17 protein-coding genes and 1 riboswitch are annotated in these 15395 nt (G+C 48.0%); of the genes, 3 read left to right on the top strand and 14 right to left on the bottom strand.

Going from position 1 to position 15395, the window contains the following annotated elements; all coding sequences use genetic code 11:
* The first annotated feature begins 319 nt into the window (after positions 1-319).
* The gene (locus tag C942_RS23420; RefSeq protein ID WP_007471149.1) at positions 320-766 is read left to right on the top strand and encodes an RNA recognition motif domain-containing protein; all 447 of its coding nucleotides are present in this window, start codon (positions 320-322) and stop codon (positions 764-766) included.
* On the opposite strand, the gene murI is transcribed toward C942_RS23420, so the two are convergent.
* From murI to C942_RS23405, 3 genes are all read right to left on the bottom strand, one after another.
* Positions 735-1526, bottom strand: coding sequence for a glutamate racemase (gene murI, locus C942_RS23415; RefSeq protein ID WP_007471148.1), 792 nt, complete (start codon positions 1524-1526; stop codon positions 735-737). The genes C942_RS23420 and murI overlap by 32 nt on opposite strands.
* Before the next feature lie 71 nt (positions 1527-1597).
* Positions 1598-2278 carry a Dph6-related ATP pyrophosphatase gene (locus tag C942_RS23410; protein WP_007471146.1) on the bottom strand — a complete coding sequence of 227 codons (681 nt, stop codon included), beginning with the start codon at positions 2276-2278 and terminating at the stop codon, positions 1598-1600.
* A 56-nt stretch (positions 2279-2334) separates the two neighbouring features.
* Positions 2335-4179 carry a TonB-dependent receptor domain-containing protein gene (locus tag C942_RS23405; RefSeq protein ID WP_007471144.1) on the bottom strand — a complete coding sequence of 615 codons (1845 nt, stop codon included), beginning with the start codon at positions 4177-4179 and terminating at the stop codon, positions 2335-2337.
* A 40-nt stretch (positions 4180-4219) separates the two neighbouring features.
* A riboswitch (cobalamin riboswitch) is annotated at positions 4220-4445 on the bottom strand.
* A gap of 148 nt (positions 4446-4593) precedes the next feature.
* Between C942_RS23405 and trmA the strand changes: the two genes are divergently transcribed.
* Positions 4594-5700 (top strand): tRNA (uridine(54)-C5)-methyltransferase TrmA, encoded by a 1107-nt coding sequence (gene trmA, locus C942_RS23400; protein ID WP_007471142.1) that lies wholly within the window; start codon positions 4594-4596, stop codon positions 5698-5700.
* 60 nt (positions 5701-5760) lie between these two features.
* On the opposite strand, the gene C942_RS23395 is transcribed toward trmA, so the two are convergent.
* Both C942_RS23395 and fabR read right to left on the bottom strand, forming a co-directional pair.
* A complete protein-coding gene (locus C942_RS23395) occupies positions 5761-6135 on the bottom strand; it encodes a YijD family membrane protein (protein ID WP_007471140.1) in 375 nt (124 codons plus the stop codon).
* A 24-nt stretch (positions 6136-6159) separates the two neighbouring features.
* Complete coding sequence (gene fabR / locus C942_RS23390) at positions 6160-6792, bottom strand: HTH-type transcriptional repressor FabR (RefSeq protein WP_007471138.1); 633 nt, start codon at positions 6790-6792, stop codon at positions 6160-6162.
* Between the two features lie 326 nt (positions 6793-7118).
* Here fabR and sthA point away from each other — a divergent pair, with 326 nt between their 5' ends.
* On the top strand, positions 7119-8534 hold the full coding sequence (sthA, locus tag C942_RS23385) for a Si-specific NAD(P)(+) transhydrogenase (RefSeq protein ID WP_007471134.1): 1416 nt from the start codon (positions 7119-7121) through the stop codon (positions 8532-8534).
* A gap of 218 nt (positions 8535-8752) precedes the next feature.
* On the opposite strand, the gene cysQ is transcribed toward sthA, so the two are convergent.
* The 9 genes from cysQ to gspH form a co-directional block, all read right to left on the bottom strand.
* Positions 8753-9586, bottom strand: coding sequence for a 3'(2'),5'-bisphosphate nucleotidase CysQ (gene cysQ, locus C942_RS23380; protein ID WP_007471133.1), 834 nt, complete (start codon positions 9584-9586; stop codon positions 8753-8755).
* A gap of 9 nt (positions 9587-9595) precedes the next feature.
* Positions 9596-10147: an ADP compounds hydrolase NudE gene (nudE, locus tag C942_RS23375; protein WP_007471131.1), complete on the bottom strand. Its 552-nt coding sequence runs from the start codon at positions 10145-10147 to the stop codon at positions 9596-9598.
* Between the two features lie 159 nt (positions 10148-10306).
* Positions 10307-11065 carry a type II secretion system protein N gene (locus C942_RS23370; protein ID WP_007471129.1) on the bottom strand — a complete coding sequence of 253 codons (759 nt, stop codon included), beginning with the start codon at positions 11063-11065 and terminating at the stop codon, positions 10307-10309.
* Between the two features lie 2 nt (positions 11066-11067).
* Positions 11068-11544, bottom strand: coding sequence for a type II secretion system protein M (locus C942_RS23365; RefSeq protein ID WP_007471127.1), 477 nt, complete (start codon positions 11542-11544; stop codon positions 11068-11070).
* Positions 11541-12797: a type II secretion system protein GspL gene (gene gspL, locus C942_RS23360; protein WP_036801615.1), complete on the bottom strand. Its 1257-nt coding sequence runs from the start codon at positions 12795-12797 to the stop codon at positions 11541-11543. Before gspL ends, C942_RS23365 begins: the two co-directional genes overlap by 4 nt.
* Positions 12766-13776 carry a type II secretion system minor pseudopilin GspK gene (gene gspK, locus C942_RS23355; RefSeq protein ID WP_036801613.1) on the bottom strand — a complete coding sequence of 337 codons (1011 nt, stop codon included), beginning with the start codon at positions 13774-13776 and terminating at the stop codon, positions 12766-12768. Before gspK ends, gspL begins: the two co-directional genes overlap by 32 nt.
* Entirely contained in the window at positions 13773-14447 is a 675-nt protein-coding gene (gene gspJ / locus C942_RS23350; RefSeq protein ID WP_007471121.1) for a type II secretion system minor pseudopilin GspJ, read from the bottom strand. The genes gspK and gspJ overlap by 4 nt, the downstream gene beginning before the upstream one ends.
* The gene (gene gspI, locus C942_RS23345) at positions 14434-14796 is read right to left on the bottom strand and encodes a type II secretion system minor pseudopilin GspI (protein WP_007471119.1); all 363 of its coding nucleotides are present in this window, start codon (positions 14794-14796) and stop codon (positions 14434-14436) included. Before gspI ends, gspJ begins: the two co-directional genes overlap by 14 nt.
* A complete protein-coding gene (gspH, locus tag C942_RS23340) occupies positions 14793-15386 on the bottom strand; it encodes a type II secretion system minor pseudopilin GspH (protein ID WP_007471117.1) in 594 nt (197 codons plus the stop codon). The genes gspI and gspH overlap by 4 nt, the downstream gene beginning before the upstream one ends.
* Between the last annotated feature and the right edge of the window lie 9 nt (positions 15387-15395).

Raw genomic sequence — 15395 nt, 5'->3', positions numbered from 1 at the left:
ACACAGATTGCATGGTCAAATTATTAAAGAACATTGCCGAACACGTCGCTAACCTATATAAGTCGCCGTACTCCGTGTCGGTGAGGCGGCATTATAGAGACTTTGATCACTCTGACAAGCCCTTTTTTTAAAAAAAATAACCGCTTGGTGGTTATTTCAGCTAATGTGAGAGAAACGCCTCTAATTTCAACATTGGAGGATCGTCACATTCACTAACTAGCAATTGCTAGTCAATGAAAGTAATATCGATGTGACTCTGTTGTTAAAATAAGCAATAACTTCTCTTCTTATAATTATTTATGACGATGTAGCTTTGAATATGAAATTTTCCAATCCAATTATGTTAGCGATAGCCGCTATTGCCATTATCGGGGCCTTACTATTTTCCTTTATCCCTTTAGCTCCGGGTATCAGTTTCGCTCTGGGTGCAATAGTGGCTGGTTTCGCTGTTGACCACTTACAGAAGACGAGCCTAAGTGTCGATTCATCTCAGAGTAGTAAAACCCTTTATGTTGGTAACCTGCCCTACCGAGCGAATGAAAGCGATGTGAAGAAACTATTTGCCGAACACGGCGAAGTGTTTGCTGTACGCCTGATGAAAGACAAGCGCACAGGTAAAAGACGAGGGTTTGGTTTTGTTGTCATGAACAGCAATGATGCTGATAACGCCATCAGCCAGCTCAACAATAAAGAATATGGCCAGCGTACTTTGAAAGTGAGAGAAGCTAACGAACCTAAAGCTTCGGATAGTTCAGAGATTGAATAGCCTCTAACTTCATTTCTTTTAAACTTTGATTCAGCGCCGCGTGATGATTTACCGCGGCGCTGTTGTATGTAAGATTCACCACATTATCCACTCGTCGCACTTCTATTTCTCCCAGTAACGCTTTTACACGATTCGCAATTGCCAGCCCCGAATCAATTATGTTCACCGGTACGCCAAATGCATCCGCAATTTCCCCCTTAATAAGAGGGAAGTGAGTACAACCTAATACAATGCTGTCAATCTTATCCTGCCAAGGGGAAAGAATTTCTGACAGTTCTTTCATCGGGACAGCAATTCCGCGCAACTTCGCTTCAGCCATTTCAACAAGACGAGTGGAGCCGATACGATGAACATCGCAATCACTGGCAAACTGACTGACAAGCTGATCGGTGTATTCACGCTTTACAGTAGCCGGTGTAGCCAATAGCCCAATTGCTTTGCGCTCACTGAGCAATGCAGCAGGCTTTATCGCAGGAACAACACCGACGACGGGAATGGTTAATCGAGAACGGAGTGTTGGCAGGACAATAGTGCTTGCCGTATTACAGGCAATCACCACTAGGTCAATATTATGGCGTTCAACTAAAAGCGAAACGATATGCATCGTTCGGGTAATTAATTCTGTCTCAGGCAACTCGCCATAAGGAAAGCCTGCATCATCGAATGCATACACATATTGTACATTGGGTAACTGAGCATAAATTTCCTGGTAAACAGATAAGCCACCAACACCAGAATCAAAAATGAGTACCCGTTTCACTCTTCACCACATACAAAATTAACTCTCAGGGCGCTCATCATACTGCGATCTTCATCAGATAAAAAATGATGCTAACCAGCAAATGTTGAATTCATCAGCTGGTATCTCTGATAATGAAAACGATCCTGCCGTTCGATGCCTTGAAGCTTGAGTTGCAGTTTCCCTGAAAAACAAGGGGCTTCTATAACCAGAGTATGGAATTCACCATCTTCTCCACATGGATCGATTCCCTCGGGAAGTCCGACTAAAAAGTCTTCTGTGTACCAATGGCCACAATAACGACCATCTAACTGACTGGTATCAACTGTGGTAACTAATGTCCTGATACCACAATCAATGATCTCCTTTGCCAATACACGACTATCACCACCTAACAGTGGAAAAACACACTGCCAACCTGCAGGTTCAATATAGCTTCGACGATAATCTGCTATACCATTACAAAACATGTCACCAAACGCGACAGCATCAAAGACCACCTTGCTGCCTCTCAAGCCATTCACGACTAATGACTGATAAACCTCATTAGGTGGGAAAACTTCCGGCAATGGAATAGTAATTAAAGATAATCCGGCTAACCGAGCCTGTTCTTTGACAACGTCAAGTGGTGTCGCCTGAAACGGCACTTCGTCTTTCAGGTATGTGGTATAGAGACCCACGACTTCGTAGCGGGGGTCAGCCAGAAGTTTAATCAGCGTCAGGGTAGAGTCTTTGCCAGAGGACCAGCTGACAATGGTTTTTAGTGGTTTCATGATACGTAACTACCAATAAACAAGGCCGCCATAGAGGCGGCCTAATCAAGACTAAATCAGAACTGATAAGTCACAGTTGCAAAGTAACTGCGCTCCTGAACGTTATAGGTGTCCTTTGCTACATAATCTTCATCAAACAAATTTGCCACGCGGCCACGCAGTACAATGTTATCGTTCAAATAATAACTGGCAGCGACATCAATCAAAGTGTAGGAATCCAGCTCTTTTTTATTTGCTGAATCATCGTAGCTTTTACCTTTATATAAAGCACTTAAATCAAGCTGCCACTGATCCAGCAAATAAGATATATTCCACTTAGCACTGTGCTTAGAACGACGAACCAAATCTTTATGAGATTTCGTATCTTTTGCATCTAAATAATCATAGCTAACATCATGGTAAAGAGGCCCAGTGCTGAAACCTGCGATTAACTCAACACCTTTAAGTTTGGCTTCGTCCACATTCATTGGCTTATAACTATTAGGGTCATTCGGGTCAGTTTGTGCCCAGTCAATGAGTTGTTCAACATCTGATTGATAAGCAGTAATACTCCAATCCATTAGCTTATGATGACCAGAAACAGAAAACTCATAGTTTTTTGATTCTTCTGGTTTTAGGTTTGGATTCCCTGACTTTGGCCAATATAGATCATTAAAAGTTGGAGCTTTAAAGGCTGTCCCAACGTTAGCTGAAACCTGAATGTCGGCAATAACATTGTAGGCCGCAGCAAATTGCCAAGTATTATTGCGACCATAGCTGTCACTATCATCAGTACGGACGCTACCTTCAAGCTGAACATCATCAACACGATAAATCGACGTCAAGTACAAAGCCGTATTATCACGCTCATCTTTATCATATTTTTTCGTGCTATTAGATACAGAATCTCGATACCACTCAAAGCCACCACCAAGCTCTAATTGGTTGTTTACTTGGTAATGATTCAACCAGTTAGCTACATCTCGTGTGGTTTCAATTTCACTTCCCTGACTCACATCACTAAAATCACGAGATTTATCCTGATTTTGAGCTAGCGTAAATTCACTCATCAGACTTGAGCTTGAGTAAGATACTTTCCCTGCTACATTGTAAAGCGAGCTTTCACTTTGAGCATTTGGCGTCGAAATAAAATTACCTGACGTAAAATCTGTATATCCATCATCATATTCAGTCTCTCCATCATGGTAATAACCTTGTAAGCTCAGTTTCCATCTGTCATCAAGATGAGTTCCGACTTCAGCGACAATATTACGATTCTTAAAACCATCATCATCCTGCTCAGAAGGTACCTTACGAGCTGAAAAGCCATCGCCCTCTTCCCCTTTCAGGGCAAGTTTTCCCCAACTATCCTGGCCAATACCACCCGCAACAGAACCGGCTAGTTGATAATAACCGTCACTGCCCGCTCCTACAGATACTTCAGCCAACATTTCGCTAGGCTGATAAGCCGTAATAATATTTAATACTCCACCAATTGCATCAGAACCGTATAATGCTGCGCGAGAGCCACGGATAAACTCTATCCGCTCAATACCCGTAAGTGGGATCTGGCTGAAGTCTGCACTTCCCAAAGTCGCACTACCAATACGAACCCCATTAATCATGACTAACAAATGACGTGTTGTTGTACCACGAACGTAAACTTCCGTAGCTTGCCCGTAACCGGCAGTTACCACTTGCACCCCAGGCAAACGGCGTAAAACTTCGGCTAATGATTTAGCCTGAATGGCATCAATCTCTTCCTTGGTGACTACGGAAACAGGCGCAATAACATTTTTGATCGGCTGTTCAAATCGGTTGGCCGTCACGACCATCACTTCATCGGGTGTGGCTTCTGCTGCAAAAGCATTAGATTGGAAACACAGCGGCGCCAACGCCACTGCTAATAGCGTTCTTTTCATTTATTTTGATACCTTAAGTCGCGTTTATAACAAAGCAGATCTCCTACTTGCTACACTGGTCGGTCTTCGGACTTAAGAGCAAGGTTGAATAACCACCTAAGGCAACAACTTCCCACTTCTGTTTGCTGCATTGCACAGCCGGAAGAAGCAGTGTTCGGAACTTTCGTCCATGTGCTTTCGTTCTCTATCACCGCTGCGCGTCAGTCACGGAGTTCCACCGTGTTCCCTCACCTGATTACAGGTTAACCAGCGCAAGAAGAATGCTAATTAGCATTGCAGTGATTGTCTAGCTTTGTTGTCGATTGCATATCAATAATCACTACTAGCTACACTTTTATCCGGCGCAACACTGGACATCAGTGACCAATGCAATAAAATCTGCGCTCTTAATTTGAGCAGTTTGAGGCACACGAAATGGCATCCACCGCAATTAATCCAGCTGATTACCAGTCACAGCTGGATGAAAAAGCAGAGCGTATTCAAAAGATCTTTGCAGACTTTGAAACCCCTGAACTTGAGGTGTTCGCCTCACCTGCTGAGCATTACCGTATGCGTGCTGAATTCCGCGTTTGGCACGAAGGTGATGACCTTTACTACATCATGTTCAATCAGGAAACGCGTGAGAAATACCGCGTCGATCAGTTCCCGGCAGCCAGCCGTCTGATCAACGACCTGATGCCACTACTGGTTGATGCACTGAAGCCTGTTAAAGCACTACGCCACAAACTGTTCCAGGTTGATTTCCTGTCAACACTGAGCGGTGAGATCCTGGTTTCTATGCTGTACCACCGCCAACTGGACGAAGAGTGGGTGACAGAAGCAAAAGCTCTAAAACAGCGCCTGAACGATGAAGGCTTCAACCTGAACTTCATTGGCCGTGCCCGTAAGCAGAAAATCGTACTGGATCAGGATTTCGTGATTGAAAAACTGAACGTTTACGACCGTACCCTGACTTACAAGCAGGTAGAGAACAGCTTTACCCAACCAAACGGTGAAGTTGCCCAGAAGATGTTGGAATGGGCAGTTGACTGTACTCGCGATAGCAAAGGCGACCTGCTGGAACTTTACTGTGGTAACGGTAACTTCTCGCTAGCGCTAGCACAGAACTTCGAACGTGTACTGGCAACCGAACTGGCAAAACCATCTGTTGATTCGGCGCAATACAACATTGCAGTCAATGAGATCAACAATGTCCAAATCATCCGTATGTCTGCAGAAGACTTTACTGATGCAATGGAAGGTAAACGTGAGTTCCGCCGCCTGAAAGATCAGGGCGTTGATCTAAAGAGCTACAACTGCAATACGATTTTTGTCGATCCGCCACGCTCAGGTATGGATGAAGGCACCTGCCGCATGGTTCAGACTTATGACCGAATCATGTACATCTCGTGCAACCCTGAAACACTGAAAGAGAACCTGGATATCCTGGGCGAGACTCACCGTGTGACCCGTTTTGCTCTATTCGATCAGTTCCCATATACCCATCACATGGAAGCGGGCGTACTGCTTGAACGTAAGTAATCCGCAGGATTCGAGCACAAAAAAAGGCGCCAATGGCGCCTTTTTTACATCTGCTTATGATTAAGCATCCGCAGATTTTGATTTCGGGTTCATGATACCCAGCTTGTAAACAACCCAAAACAGCAGACCCAGCGCAATAATCAGCGGCAGGAAGTTAGAGCCCATATCCGGGGTTTGGGCACGTAAGAAGGCCGAATATCCAAATGCACCAACCAGGAAGCAGGCAAATGCAATAGCAGGAGTGCCTTCAGCCATCGGTTTGTTCAGGTATTCCTGGTACAGGCAGTACACTGCCAGACCAAATGCGATAACAGGGAAAACTGAAAACGAAACAGCGCTCGATGTGAATACAGCCAAAGTCGCATTACCACACAGACCTGCCAATAATGATAGGACCAGCGTTTTACGCTCAGCTTTTACTTGTTCCTTGTTCATATCCTTTTCACCAACAAAATAAAGTTAGAGTTTCTGCCTGAGCTCTCGGCGCTCACGCTCTTTGCGATACCAATAGGCACCCTTTGCAATCATTCGCAATTGCATAATCAGTCGTTCGGCATGCTCGGCACGCGCATGACTGTCCAGATCCAACGCCTCAGCACCGGAACTGAAGACCAGAGTGACCGATGCTTCAGCCTGAGTATAGGCTTCATCATGGGTCACGCCGGTTTTGGCTACTAAATACTCGGTCAGCTCCGCCACAAAGTGCTGAATTTCCCGGGCAACAGCCGCACGAAACGCGGGGGAAGTACCGGAACGTTCGCGCAAAAGCAGCCTGAAGACGTTCGGGCTACTTTCAATAAATTCCATAAATGTTTCTACAGAGGTACGGATCACACTGCCCTCTTTAGCAATGCGTTGACGTGCCTGACGCATCAACTGGCGAAGGATCAAGCCGCCTTCATCAACCATAGTCAGACCCAGCTCATCCATATCTTTAAAATGACGGTAAAAAGACGTCGGTGCAATACCAGCTTCCCGCGCCACTTCACGCAAACTAAGACTGGAAAAGCTACGTTCCGCACTCAGCTGATTAAATGCAGCATCGATTAATGAACGACGGGTTTTTTCTTTTTGCTGAGCCCTGATACCCATGAACCTATTGTTTCTCTGTAAACTTTTTTCGCAACTATACGCGCTTTTACTTACCACTTCAGCGTGATTCGTCATTTATATGACGATCAAACCATACTAATTCCTGATCTGAGCTGAATCAAAGCCGTAATTGTTACTTTTAACTACCGGCTCACAAACTGACAGAATACCGCTTTACTGACAGCTTACTCGTTATTCTAACGATTTTTATCATTAACAACGTGATCGCTCACGCCCTATGACCAATCGCTAATTCTAACCCTGACAACAAGAAGTTAAACTATAGCAACAGCAATGTTGCAAGGATGATAAAAAAGGCAGAAACCATGACCAAGTCTACAAAAAAGAGTGTTCAGCACTTTGATGCCATCGTCATCGGCAGTGGCCCAGGAGGGGAAGGTGCGGCAATGGGACTGACCAAAGCAGGATTCAATGTCGCGATTATCGAACGGGAAGACAGTGTCGGCGGCGGATGTACCCATTGGGGAACCATTCCCTCCAAAGCATTGCGTCATGCGGTCAGCCGAATCATTGAGTTCAACCAAAACCCACTCTACTGCAAAAACAACTCCACCCTCCACAGTACTTTCAGCCAGATCCTCGGCCATGCACAGGATGTAGTGAACAAACAGACCCGCATGCGCCAAGGATTTTACGACCGTAACCAGTGTACGATTATTTTCGGCGAAGCCAGTTTTACCGACAGCCACACCATCAGAGTCACAGCCCCTGACGGCAGCCACGACACTTACAGCGCCGACAAGTTTGTCATTGCTACCGGCTCACGCCCCTATCAGCCAAATGATGTCGATTTCCGCCATCCACGGATTTATGACAGTGATTCCATTCTCCGGCTGAAACACGACCCACGCCATATCATCATTTACGGAGCCGGGGTGATCGGCTGCGAGTATGCGTCAATTTTCCGCGGGCTCGGGGTTAAAGTCGATTTAATCAACACCCGAGATCGACTGCTGGAATTCCTCGATAACGAAATTTCAGACTCACTGTCCTATCACTTGTGGAACAGCGGGGCGATGATCCGCAACGGCGAGATCTACGAGAAAATTGAAGGCACGAAAGATGGGGGGATCCTTCATTTGCAGTCAGGCAAAAAAATGCGGGCAGACTGCCTGCTATACGCCAACGGCCGGACAGGTAATACCGATCGGCTAAACCTGGATAAAGTCGGCCTGACACCGGACTCACGCGGCCAACTCAAGGTCAACCCAAATTACCGGACCGAGGTCGAGCACATCTATGCTGTCGGTGATGTGATTGGTTACCCCAGCCTGGCCAGTGCCGCTTACGATCAGGGGCGGTTTGTCGCTCAGGCTATCGCCAACGGAGCCGCGCAAGGCCAGCTAATTGATCATATCCCGACCGGTATCTATACCATTCCGGAAATCAGTTCAGTAGGTAAAACCGAGCAGGAACTGACAGCGGAAAAAGTGCCTTATGAAGTCGGCCGCTCTCAGTTCAAGCACTTGGCCCGGGCGCAGATCGCCGGAACCGAAGTCGGTAGCCTGAAGATCCTCTTCCACCGCGAAACCAAAGAGATCCTCGGAATCCATTGTTTCGGCGAACGTGCTGCAGAGATCATCCACATCGGCCAGGCAATCATGGAGCAGAAAGGCGAAGGCAATACCATCGACTATTTCGTCAATACCACATTCAACTATCCGACTATGGCTGAAGCCTACCGGGTAGCTGCCCTTAACGGCCTGAATCGATTGTTTTAATACCAATCGGGATTAGTAAATGTTTAGTATAGTTGCGCAGGAAAAATCACCTAGGGCAAGAAAGAATTTACAGTAACTAGTGGTTCTAATTACAAAAATTCTGACGCAGTAATAAGTGATTTTAACCAGCAAGAATAATCAATTACTTATGCTGATTGGTATAATTCCTTCAAACATAAAAAAACGGAGCTTGTGCTCCGTTTTTTATTCAATGTGGATTAATTAGCGTCCATCATCCGATTGTCTGGTGTCAGGATCGACGACCAAGGCAGGCTTTCATCACCCAGCGTAATAAAGTTCGGATTTTCCAACGTATGACGCTCATTGTAAGAAAGTGGCGTCAAATGCGTATTGAGAATCCTGCCACCAGCCTCTTCGACAATACATTGAGTCGCAGCAGTATCCCACTCCCCGGTCGGGCCAAGGCGCAGATAACAATCCACCGCACCTTCTGCCACTAAGCAAGACTTCAAAGCAGCAGAACCCAATGGAACCAAATCATAATTCAATGACGGATCGAGCCTGCCGGTAATCGCACTGATATCCTGGCGACGGCTGATCGCCACCGCAATCGACTGAGTTGGCAACTCATGCTTATGGGTTGAGATCCTTACCGTTTCACCTTCCGGGGTCATTTTCCAGGCACCTTTCCCCTGGCAGGCATAATAAGACACTCCGGATACCGGTGCATAAACCACACCCATGATCGGACGATGATTTTCCACCAAAGCGATAATAGTGGCAAAGTCACCACTACCGGCAATGAATTCCTGAGTTCCGTCCAGCGGATCCACCAGCCAGTAGCGCTGCCACTGGCTGCGCTCAGACAGCGGGATTGCCGAATCTTCTTCCGACAGCACCGGAATATCCGGCGTCAGTTCTGTCAGCTTCTCCATGACCAGTTTATGCGCGGCCAAATCAGCGCTGGTCACCGGAGTGTTATCAGTTTTCACCATCTTTTCGAACTGACCGCGCTGGTAGATATCAAGGATCACCTGCCCAGACGCACGGGCTATATCAATAACGGAAGGCAACAGGTTCGATAAGTCCATAACTCGCTCCTATTGTGATAGTTGTTTTAATGCGAGGAAAAGTGCAGTGATACTTCTGGCTTCGGCGAAATCAAGGTGATGAACCAACTCTTCTGCCTGGTTAACCGGCCAGCGCACGACTTCCAGCGGTTCAGGTTCATCACCTTCTAAACGCTCTGGATACAGGTCGCTGGCAAGGAACAATGTCATCTTACTGGAGAAATATGAAGGTGCCAGAACGACTTCTTTCAGTGGCTGCAGGTTACGGGCTCCAAAGCCGATTTCTTCCTTCAGCTCACGGTCTGCCGCTTCTGCCGCTGACTCGCCATGATCGATCAAGCCTTTCGGGAAGCCTAATTCATAACGCTCTGTACCGGCAGAATATTCACGAATCAACAGCAAATCACCATCTTCTGTCACTGGCACCACCAGCACGGCATGACGGCCACTTGGCTTCATTCGCTCGTAAGTTCGCTCTTCACCATTGGAAAAACGTAAATCAAGGGATTCGATTTTGAAGAGTCGAGACTGGGCAACCACTTCCGTTGCCAGAATTTCAGGTTTGTTCTTATCCAGAGCCATGCCGTTATCCTGTATCACCATTGAAGCACCCGCTAACGGAAAGCCGCTTCTGCCAAGCAGGCGGCCATCCGATACGGGTAGTAGCTATTTAAGGGCAATAGCCGGGGGAAATAAAGTAAATTATAGGGAAAGCGTTAAGTTGACTGAACAACTCAACTATTAGAGACGGCCACTGTAGTCAATCTTGTAGCGCCCTTTCGGATCTGGGTTACCCAGCCACTTCAGCTGTTTACCCAACTGTGGCGGGAACTCAGCCCCAGGTTTGAACCAGCCATTCAGGCTATAGCTCTGATTTTTTGCCAACTCAGCCTGCCATTCACTTGATACGGCTTTCGAGTCCTGATTCACAGCCGCAACCACTTTACCCTGATCGCACTTCAGATCGGCAATAACCGGTCCGGGTTTTAATTCACCCAATGGCGAACTAACACTTCCGGCACTCCAGACCAGAGAGCCGTCAAGAACAGAACAATAAGGTGACTGATACTGGTAATCACGTAATGTCAGTTCCAAGTTGCCGGCAACCGTTGCCGGAACCGCTACTCGGGCATACTTCATAACCTGCTGCGCCGGCATCGACACCAACAGTTTTTCAGCAAACGGACCTGCAGAGCCGTATCCAACCAACCCACGGCCATTGAGGCTCATGTCACTTCCCTGACCAAAACGCACGTCAAACGCCGCTTTGCCGGTCAGCAAGGAGCCGATACGCATGTCCCACTGCAGGCGACCATAATTCTGGCCCTGCCATTCAACCCGGGAAGCTGAACCCTGCCAAGGAGTACCACTCATTCCTGAGACTTTTAATCCGCGAACAGGCGGAACCTGCTGCCAAACCCAGTTTGCCGGAATGTGAGCAACTAAGCTGGCTACCAATACGGCGCCAAAAGAGACGCCTAATCCTATTTTATACTTCACTACTATCCTCGGCCCAGCTGTAAACGGTTCACCTCTACCATACCGGCAGCATCCGCTTTTGATACATCAAGGAACTGGGCATCAATACCATGCTCCTTTTTGAGAAAGGCCAGCCAGTTAACCAATGTATTGAAAGGTAAAGGCTTCACCCAAACCTGTACCGCCTCGCTGCGCGGCTGCATCCGAATCAATTCAATCCGGAACTGGCGGGTTGTCTCGTTTACCACCTGGTTCAGACCTTTATTGCTGACAGAAGCGGTTGAACCGGACTGCCTGCGTAACGTCGTAATTTCATCGGCTTTGGCACTGATCCAGGTCAGCATCTGGCGTTCGTTCCGCAGGCGGTTTTCAGCGGTTTGCGCACGATTCTCCAATGGCTGCCACAGGCCCCAGTAAAACACAGCAACCAGCAGGGCAATCCCGCCCCCCAGAACTAACCGCTGCTCGCGGGCACTTAAGGCCTTCCACCACGCTTTCATGATTTTCTCCTTAGCACCACAGCACCGGTAACCTGATTACCTTCTTTGTTCAGTTGTCCTTGCTGGACTTCAAACTTATCCGACAACAAAGAGCGCAACTGCTCAAAGTGCTGGAATTCCGTTGAGCTGGCCTGGAAACGCAGCTCCGATCGGTTCTGATCGTATTTCAAGTTCTGAACCGACAGCTGAGAAACCTTACTCAAAGCCGGCCCCAGTTCAGCCAGCCAAGGCAGTAACCCTTGCTCATTTCCGGCACCACCCAGGCGGGTAAGCTCACTGTTTACCTGACGTTTAAGGTAGCTCTGAGATGGAATACGCCTGAACTGTGGCAGGATCTGGCGGAAAATACGCTCACTCTCAGCTTTATAAGCCTGAGCCTGATTCTCCATTCGCTGAACGGACACTACGTGTTCAGCCACTACCGCCACCAGCATCAAACCTGCTGCAATCGCCACTTTTCGCCACGGCTTGATATGTTTGCGCCAGGCAGACTGTGGTTTATAAGGACCGGATAACAGGTTTGACTTACTCTCACCAGCACCCAATGCCAGCAACTGCATCACCAGCTCAGGTGTTTCAGCCTGCCACTTACCCGGCACAAATTTTGGTGCTGGCGTATAGTGGCGGATCAACAGCTCTTTTGGAGCATCCTGCTCTTCAGCATCAGCATCTTCTTCGCTTTCATCTTCAGGCGTCACCGGCACTTGCTGCGCCGACAACCAGGCACCGAGCCATGAAGCCTCAGCACCTACACCCTGCGATTCAGACTGACGGATCAGCCACTGCCCTTCCAGCTCGGCCGCGGTATAACTATCGTTGAAAAGCGGCAGACACAAACAGTCCGGAATAAGCTTTTTCACTTCAATGCCAGCATCTTTAAGCGCCGCCAGCATCACTCGAATCTTACTGTGCTCAACTACCGCCACATGAGCTGTGTTACCTTCCCGCTTCAGCAGGTGAACATGCAATGCATCGACATCCTGTGCCAGCTCTTCTTCCAGCAAATAAGGCAATACTGTCGCCAGTTGGCGACCGGAACCTGCCGGGATCTCCACCTCTGTCAATAAAAGTTCACCAGCAGGGATCAGTGCATATACCGGACGCTGCGCAGCATACTCTGCCAATTCCTCTAAATGTGAAAGCCCGGCCAGCTGGCCCGATGCAATCACTTCTTTTTGCTGTGGCGACCAGACCAGCCATTGCACCGGCTCATCAGGCCGGCTACTTAGCCTTATCGTCAGAAACTCGCTCACTGATTCCTCCATAACGGCGACGAACAACCGTCACCTTGTCTTGACCATCACGTTTAAGTAAGGCCACTAATCTGACCCTGGATCTGTCGACCATGATCTCTGTATCCAACTGAAAATAATCGCTTGTTATACCTAAATGCGATTCTGCCTGTTTTTTAATATCTGCACTGAGGCCATTAAGCGGACTGACAGCCAGAAAATCCTGTTTATTCTGCCAGCCATCATACGGACGATCAGCAATCAGCTTTTGTGCATCCGACAAAGATAATTCAGGAGTAAACAAGCCAACCAACAATGCCGCCTGATTCTCACGGATTGTATTCACATTCAGCTTCATATCTGTTGTCGGTATCGCACAGAGCAGCGGTTTAACCTTGTTATAAATCTGCGCAGTTACGCCATTAACCGCACGTAATTCACTGACATCTGCCATCCAATCCCGTGGCGGCAAGTACGGCGGCTGAAAGCCTTCATAAGTACTGTCACCCGCGCCGAACGCAGAGTTCACACCTTCCGCGGAATCTATATATTCCCAGGTCGAGTCAGCGACCACTTCGGCTTCATAGCTATCGATTCCATTTTCCTCCAGAATCGCCTGAAGGTAGCGCACTAAAAACGGCTTTTTGGTACTGTCGGCTTGAGGCTTAACTCCGGACAATGCATTAAGGTTAAAGCAAGCCTGACGGTCAACGATGTCACCAATTGCCTCACCTCCATCCAGCGGATAGCGCTGGCCTTCTGTCGCCCAAGCCTGACTCAGGTTAACCGTATCACTATCATCAACACCCTGCCGGATTGCCACTTTACCCAGTTCCTCCATTCCAAGTGCGTACCAGTACGCCTGTTGGTTCTGGAGCTGATTTTCAACTCGGTAGAAATTAATCTGCATTCGTTCTGTCATCTGTGCCGCCAGCAATGTCATCAAAGCCAGCAACATCAGAACCACAATCAGGGCGACACCATGCTGCTTTTTCATCAGCTATCCCCCTGCTTCTTATTCGTCTCAAGGGCAGAGGCCGGCAACATGTAAACCCGTTCAATGTCACCATAATCTTCGAGGGTCATCTTCACCATGATGCCCTCCGGCAGTGCCCCGCCCTGATTCCAGGTTTCCTGCCACTTCTTCTTACTGTAGAAACGGAAAGACAGCTTGGTTACCTCAGAAAGAACCGGGCGAACCAGCGCATCTGTACCGACAACGGTATCCGGATAACGGAACCATACCCTCTCCAGCGTATCATCAACGATCCGATAACCGACCCGAACGTTTTCTCCGCGAGGGAACATCTGCTGCGGGTTTTGCCAGCCGGTACGGGTAAAAATGATCCCCATACTGGCGGAGTCCAGCAGGTATTCACTGCTGAGCAATAACTTGTCCGAAGGGTCTTCCCCCTGGGAGCGGTTTTTCCTGGCAATGATCTGACGGAAGTCATTGTCCATCATCACCATCGCCCGCTGAATTTCCTGCAATCGGTCATTGTGTTCGCGTGATATCTGATCACTGCGCTGTACACCATTCATCACCTGATAGGCCGATACACTCAGCATAGAAAAAACAGCAATTGCCACCAGTACTTCCAACAGGGTAAAGCCGCCCTGGCGACCACGTACTGTTTTTGTGCGGCAGTTCTGTCGGTTAATTTTCAACATAAGTTCTCAGTGTCACTACCGACTGTTTTCGATCCTGATCTTTTGCCACAGTCACATCCAGCGCCCGCAAATAACCATCGGCGGTCTTGGTACTTTTGATGGACCAGTACCATTCACGGCCAGCCAGCTCTGATTTCCCTCGTTTTTCCGAACTCGGGATCTGCCCGGACAAGCGCATCTTGGTCAGTTCGTTATCTGCCACCATGACTGCAAAAGTTTTCTCTTCCAGGTAGCCAAGGGTATTTAAGTGCTGACTGACTGCTTTCATCACACTAAGGGCTGCGGTAGCAAATACTGCCAGTGCGACCAGCACTTCAAGCAAGGTCATCCCGCGATTGCTTTTTTTCATCGCGCATCCCTTTGTTGTTTCTGGCTCTCGATGGTCTCACCGGGAGCAAGCAGGTACAGCTGGCCAATCTCATCAGCCTGGACCCGCCAAAATTCATTTTCCCCGTCAATTTCAAATTCAAGGGTAAACGGGGTGTATTCACCGCTGGCCATCACGACAACTTGCGGCGGTTTGATTTTTTTCTTATCAGTTTGTTCAGCAAACAGGTCTTCATTAAACAGCGAACCCGGTTTGAACAGACGGTCTTTGTCCTGCCAGGAGTAACCGCCAATCTCAACCCGCAGGCTGATTTCTTCGTCCATATCCACTTCGGTAAAGAAGCGGGATTCTTTGATCGGCTGCCAATCCTTACCGGTTAGCTGAAGAAACTGGTAACGGTGACGTTCAACCCGCACACCGTAATCAATGCCATTTAACAGGGCATCTTCTCCCAGTAGCTGAACCAGATGGTGAAAACGTGCAGCTTCTTCTTTCGCTTTGTCATCCTTACTTTCAGGCAGCATCACAATGACGGCTACTGCACTGGTTGCAAGCAACACCAACACCAGCAAAATTTCTATCAGGGTAAAACCCGCTGCACGCTTCTTCATCTTATCTCA

It is taken from the genome of Photobacterium marinum, assembly GCF_000331515.1.
Lineage (GTDB): Bacteria > Pseudomonadota > Gammaproteobacteria > Enterobacterales > Vibrionaceae > Photobacterium > Photobacterium marinum.
Note: the sequence above shows the minus strand (reverse complement) of the source record. Positions and strands in the feature narration are given on the sequence as shown.

What these genes read in the sequence shown, in the direction of transcription:
- nudE (WP_007471131.1), bottom strand. Translation starts at nt 10,147, where the DNA reads ATGGCTCTGGATAAGAACAAACCTGAAATTCTGGCAACGGAAGTGGTT.
- sthA (WP_007471134.1), top strand. Translation starts at nt 7,119, where the DNA reads ATGACCAAGTCTACAAAAAAGAGTGTTCAGCACTTTGATGCCATCGTC.
- trmA (WP_007471142.1), top strand. Translation starts at nt 4,594, where the DNA reads ATGGCATCCACCGCAATTAATCCAGCTGATTACCAGTCACAGCTGGAT.
- fabR (WP_007471138.1), bottom strand. Translation starts at nt 6,792, where the DNA reads ATGGGTATCAGGGCTCAGCAAAAAGAAAAAACCCGTCGTTCATTAATC.
- gspI (WP_007471119.1), bottom strand. Translation starts at nt 14,796, where the DNA reads ATGAAAAAAAGCAATCGCGGGATGACCTTGCTTGAAGTGCTGGTCGCA.
- C942_RS23410 (WP_007471146.1), bottom strand. Translation starts at nt 2,278, where the DNA reads ATGAAACCACTAAAAACCATTGTCAGCTGGTCCTCTGGCAAAGACTCT.
- C942_RS23420 (WP_007471149.1), top strand. Translation starts at nt 320, where the DNA reads ATGAAATTTTCCAATCCAATTATGTTAGCGATAGCCGCTATTGCCATT.
- gspJ (WP_007471121.1), bottom strand. Translation starts at nt 14,447, where the DNA reads ATGTTGAAAATTAACCGACAGAACTGCCGCACAAAAACAGTACGTGGT.
- C942_RS23395 (WP_007471140.1), bottom strand. Translation starts at nt 6,135, where the DNA reads ATGAACAAGGAACAAGTAAAAGCTGAGCGTAAAACGCTGGTCCTATCA.
- C942_RS23365 (WP_007471127.1), bottom strand. Translation starts at nt 11,544, where the DNA reads ATGAAAGCGTGGTGGAAGGCCTTAAGTGCCCGCGAGCAGCGGTTAGTT.
- cysQ (WP_007471133.1), bottom strand. Translation starts at nt 9,586, where the DNA reads ATGGACTTATCGAACCTGTTGCCTTCCGTTATTGATATAGCCCGTGCG.
- C942_RS23405 (WP_007471144.1), bottom strand. Translation starts at nt 4,179, where the DNA reads ATGAAAAGAACGCTATTAGCAGTGGCGTTGGCGCCGCTGTGTTTCCAA.
- gspH (WP_007471117.1), bottom strand. Translation starts at nt 15,386, where the DNA reads ATGAAGAAGCGTGCAGCGGGTTTTACCCTGATAGAAATTTTGCTGGTG.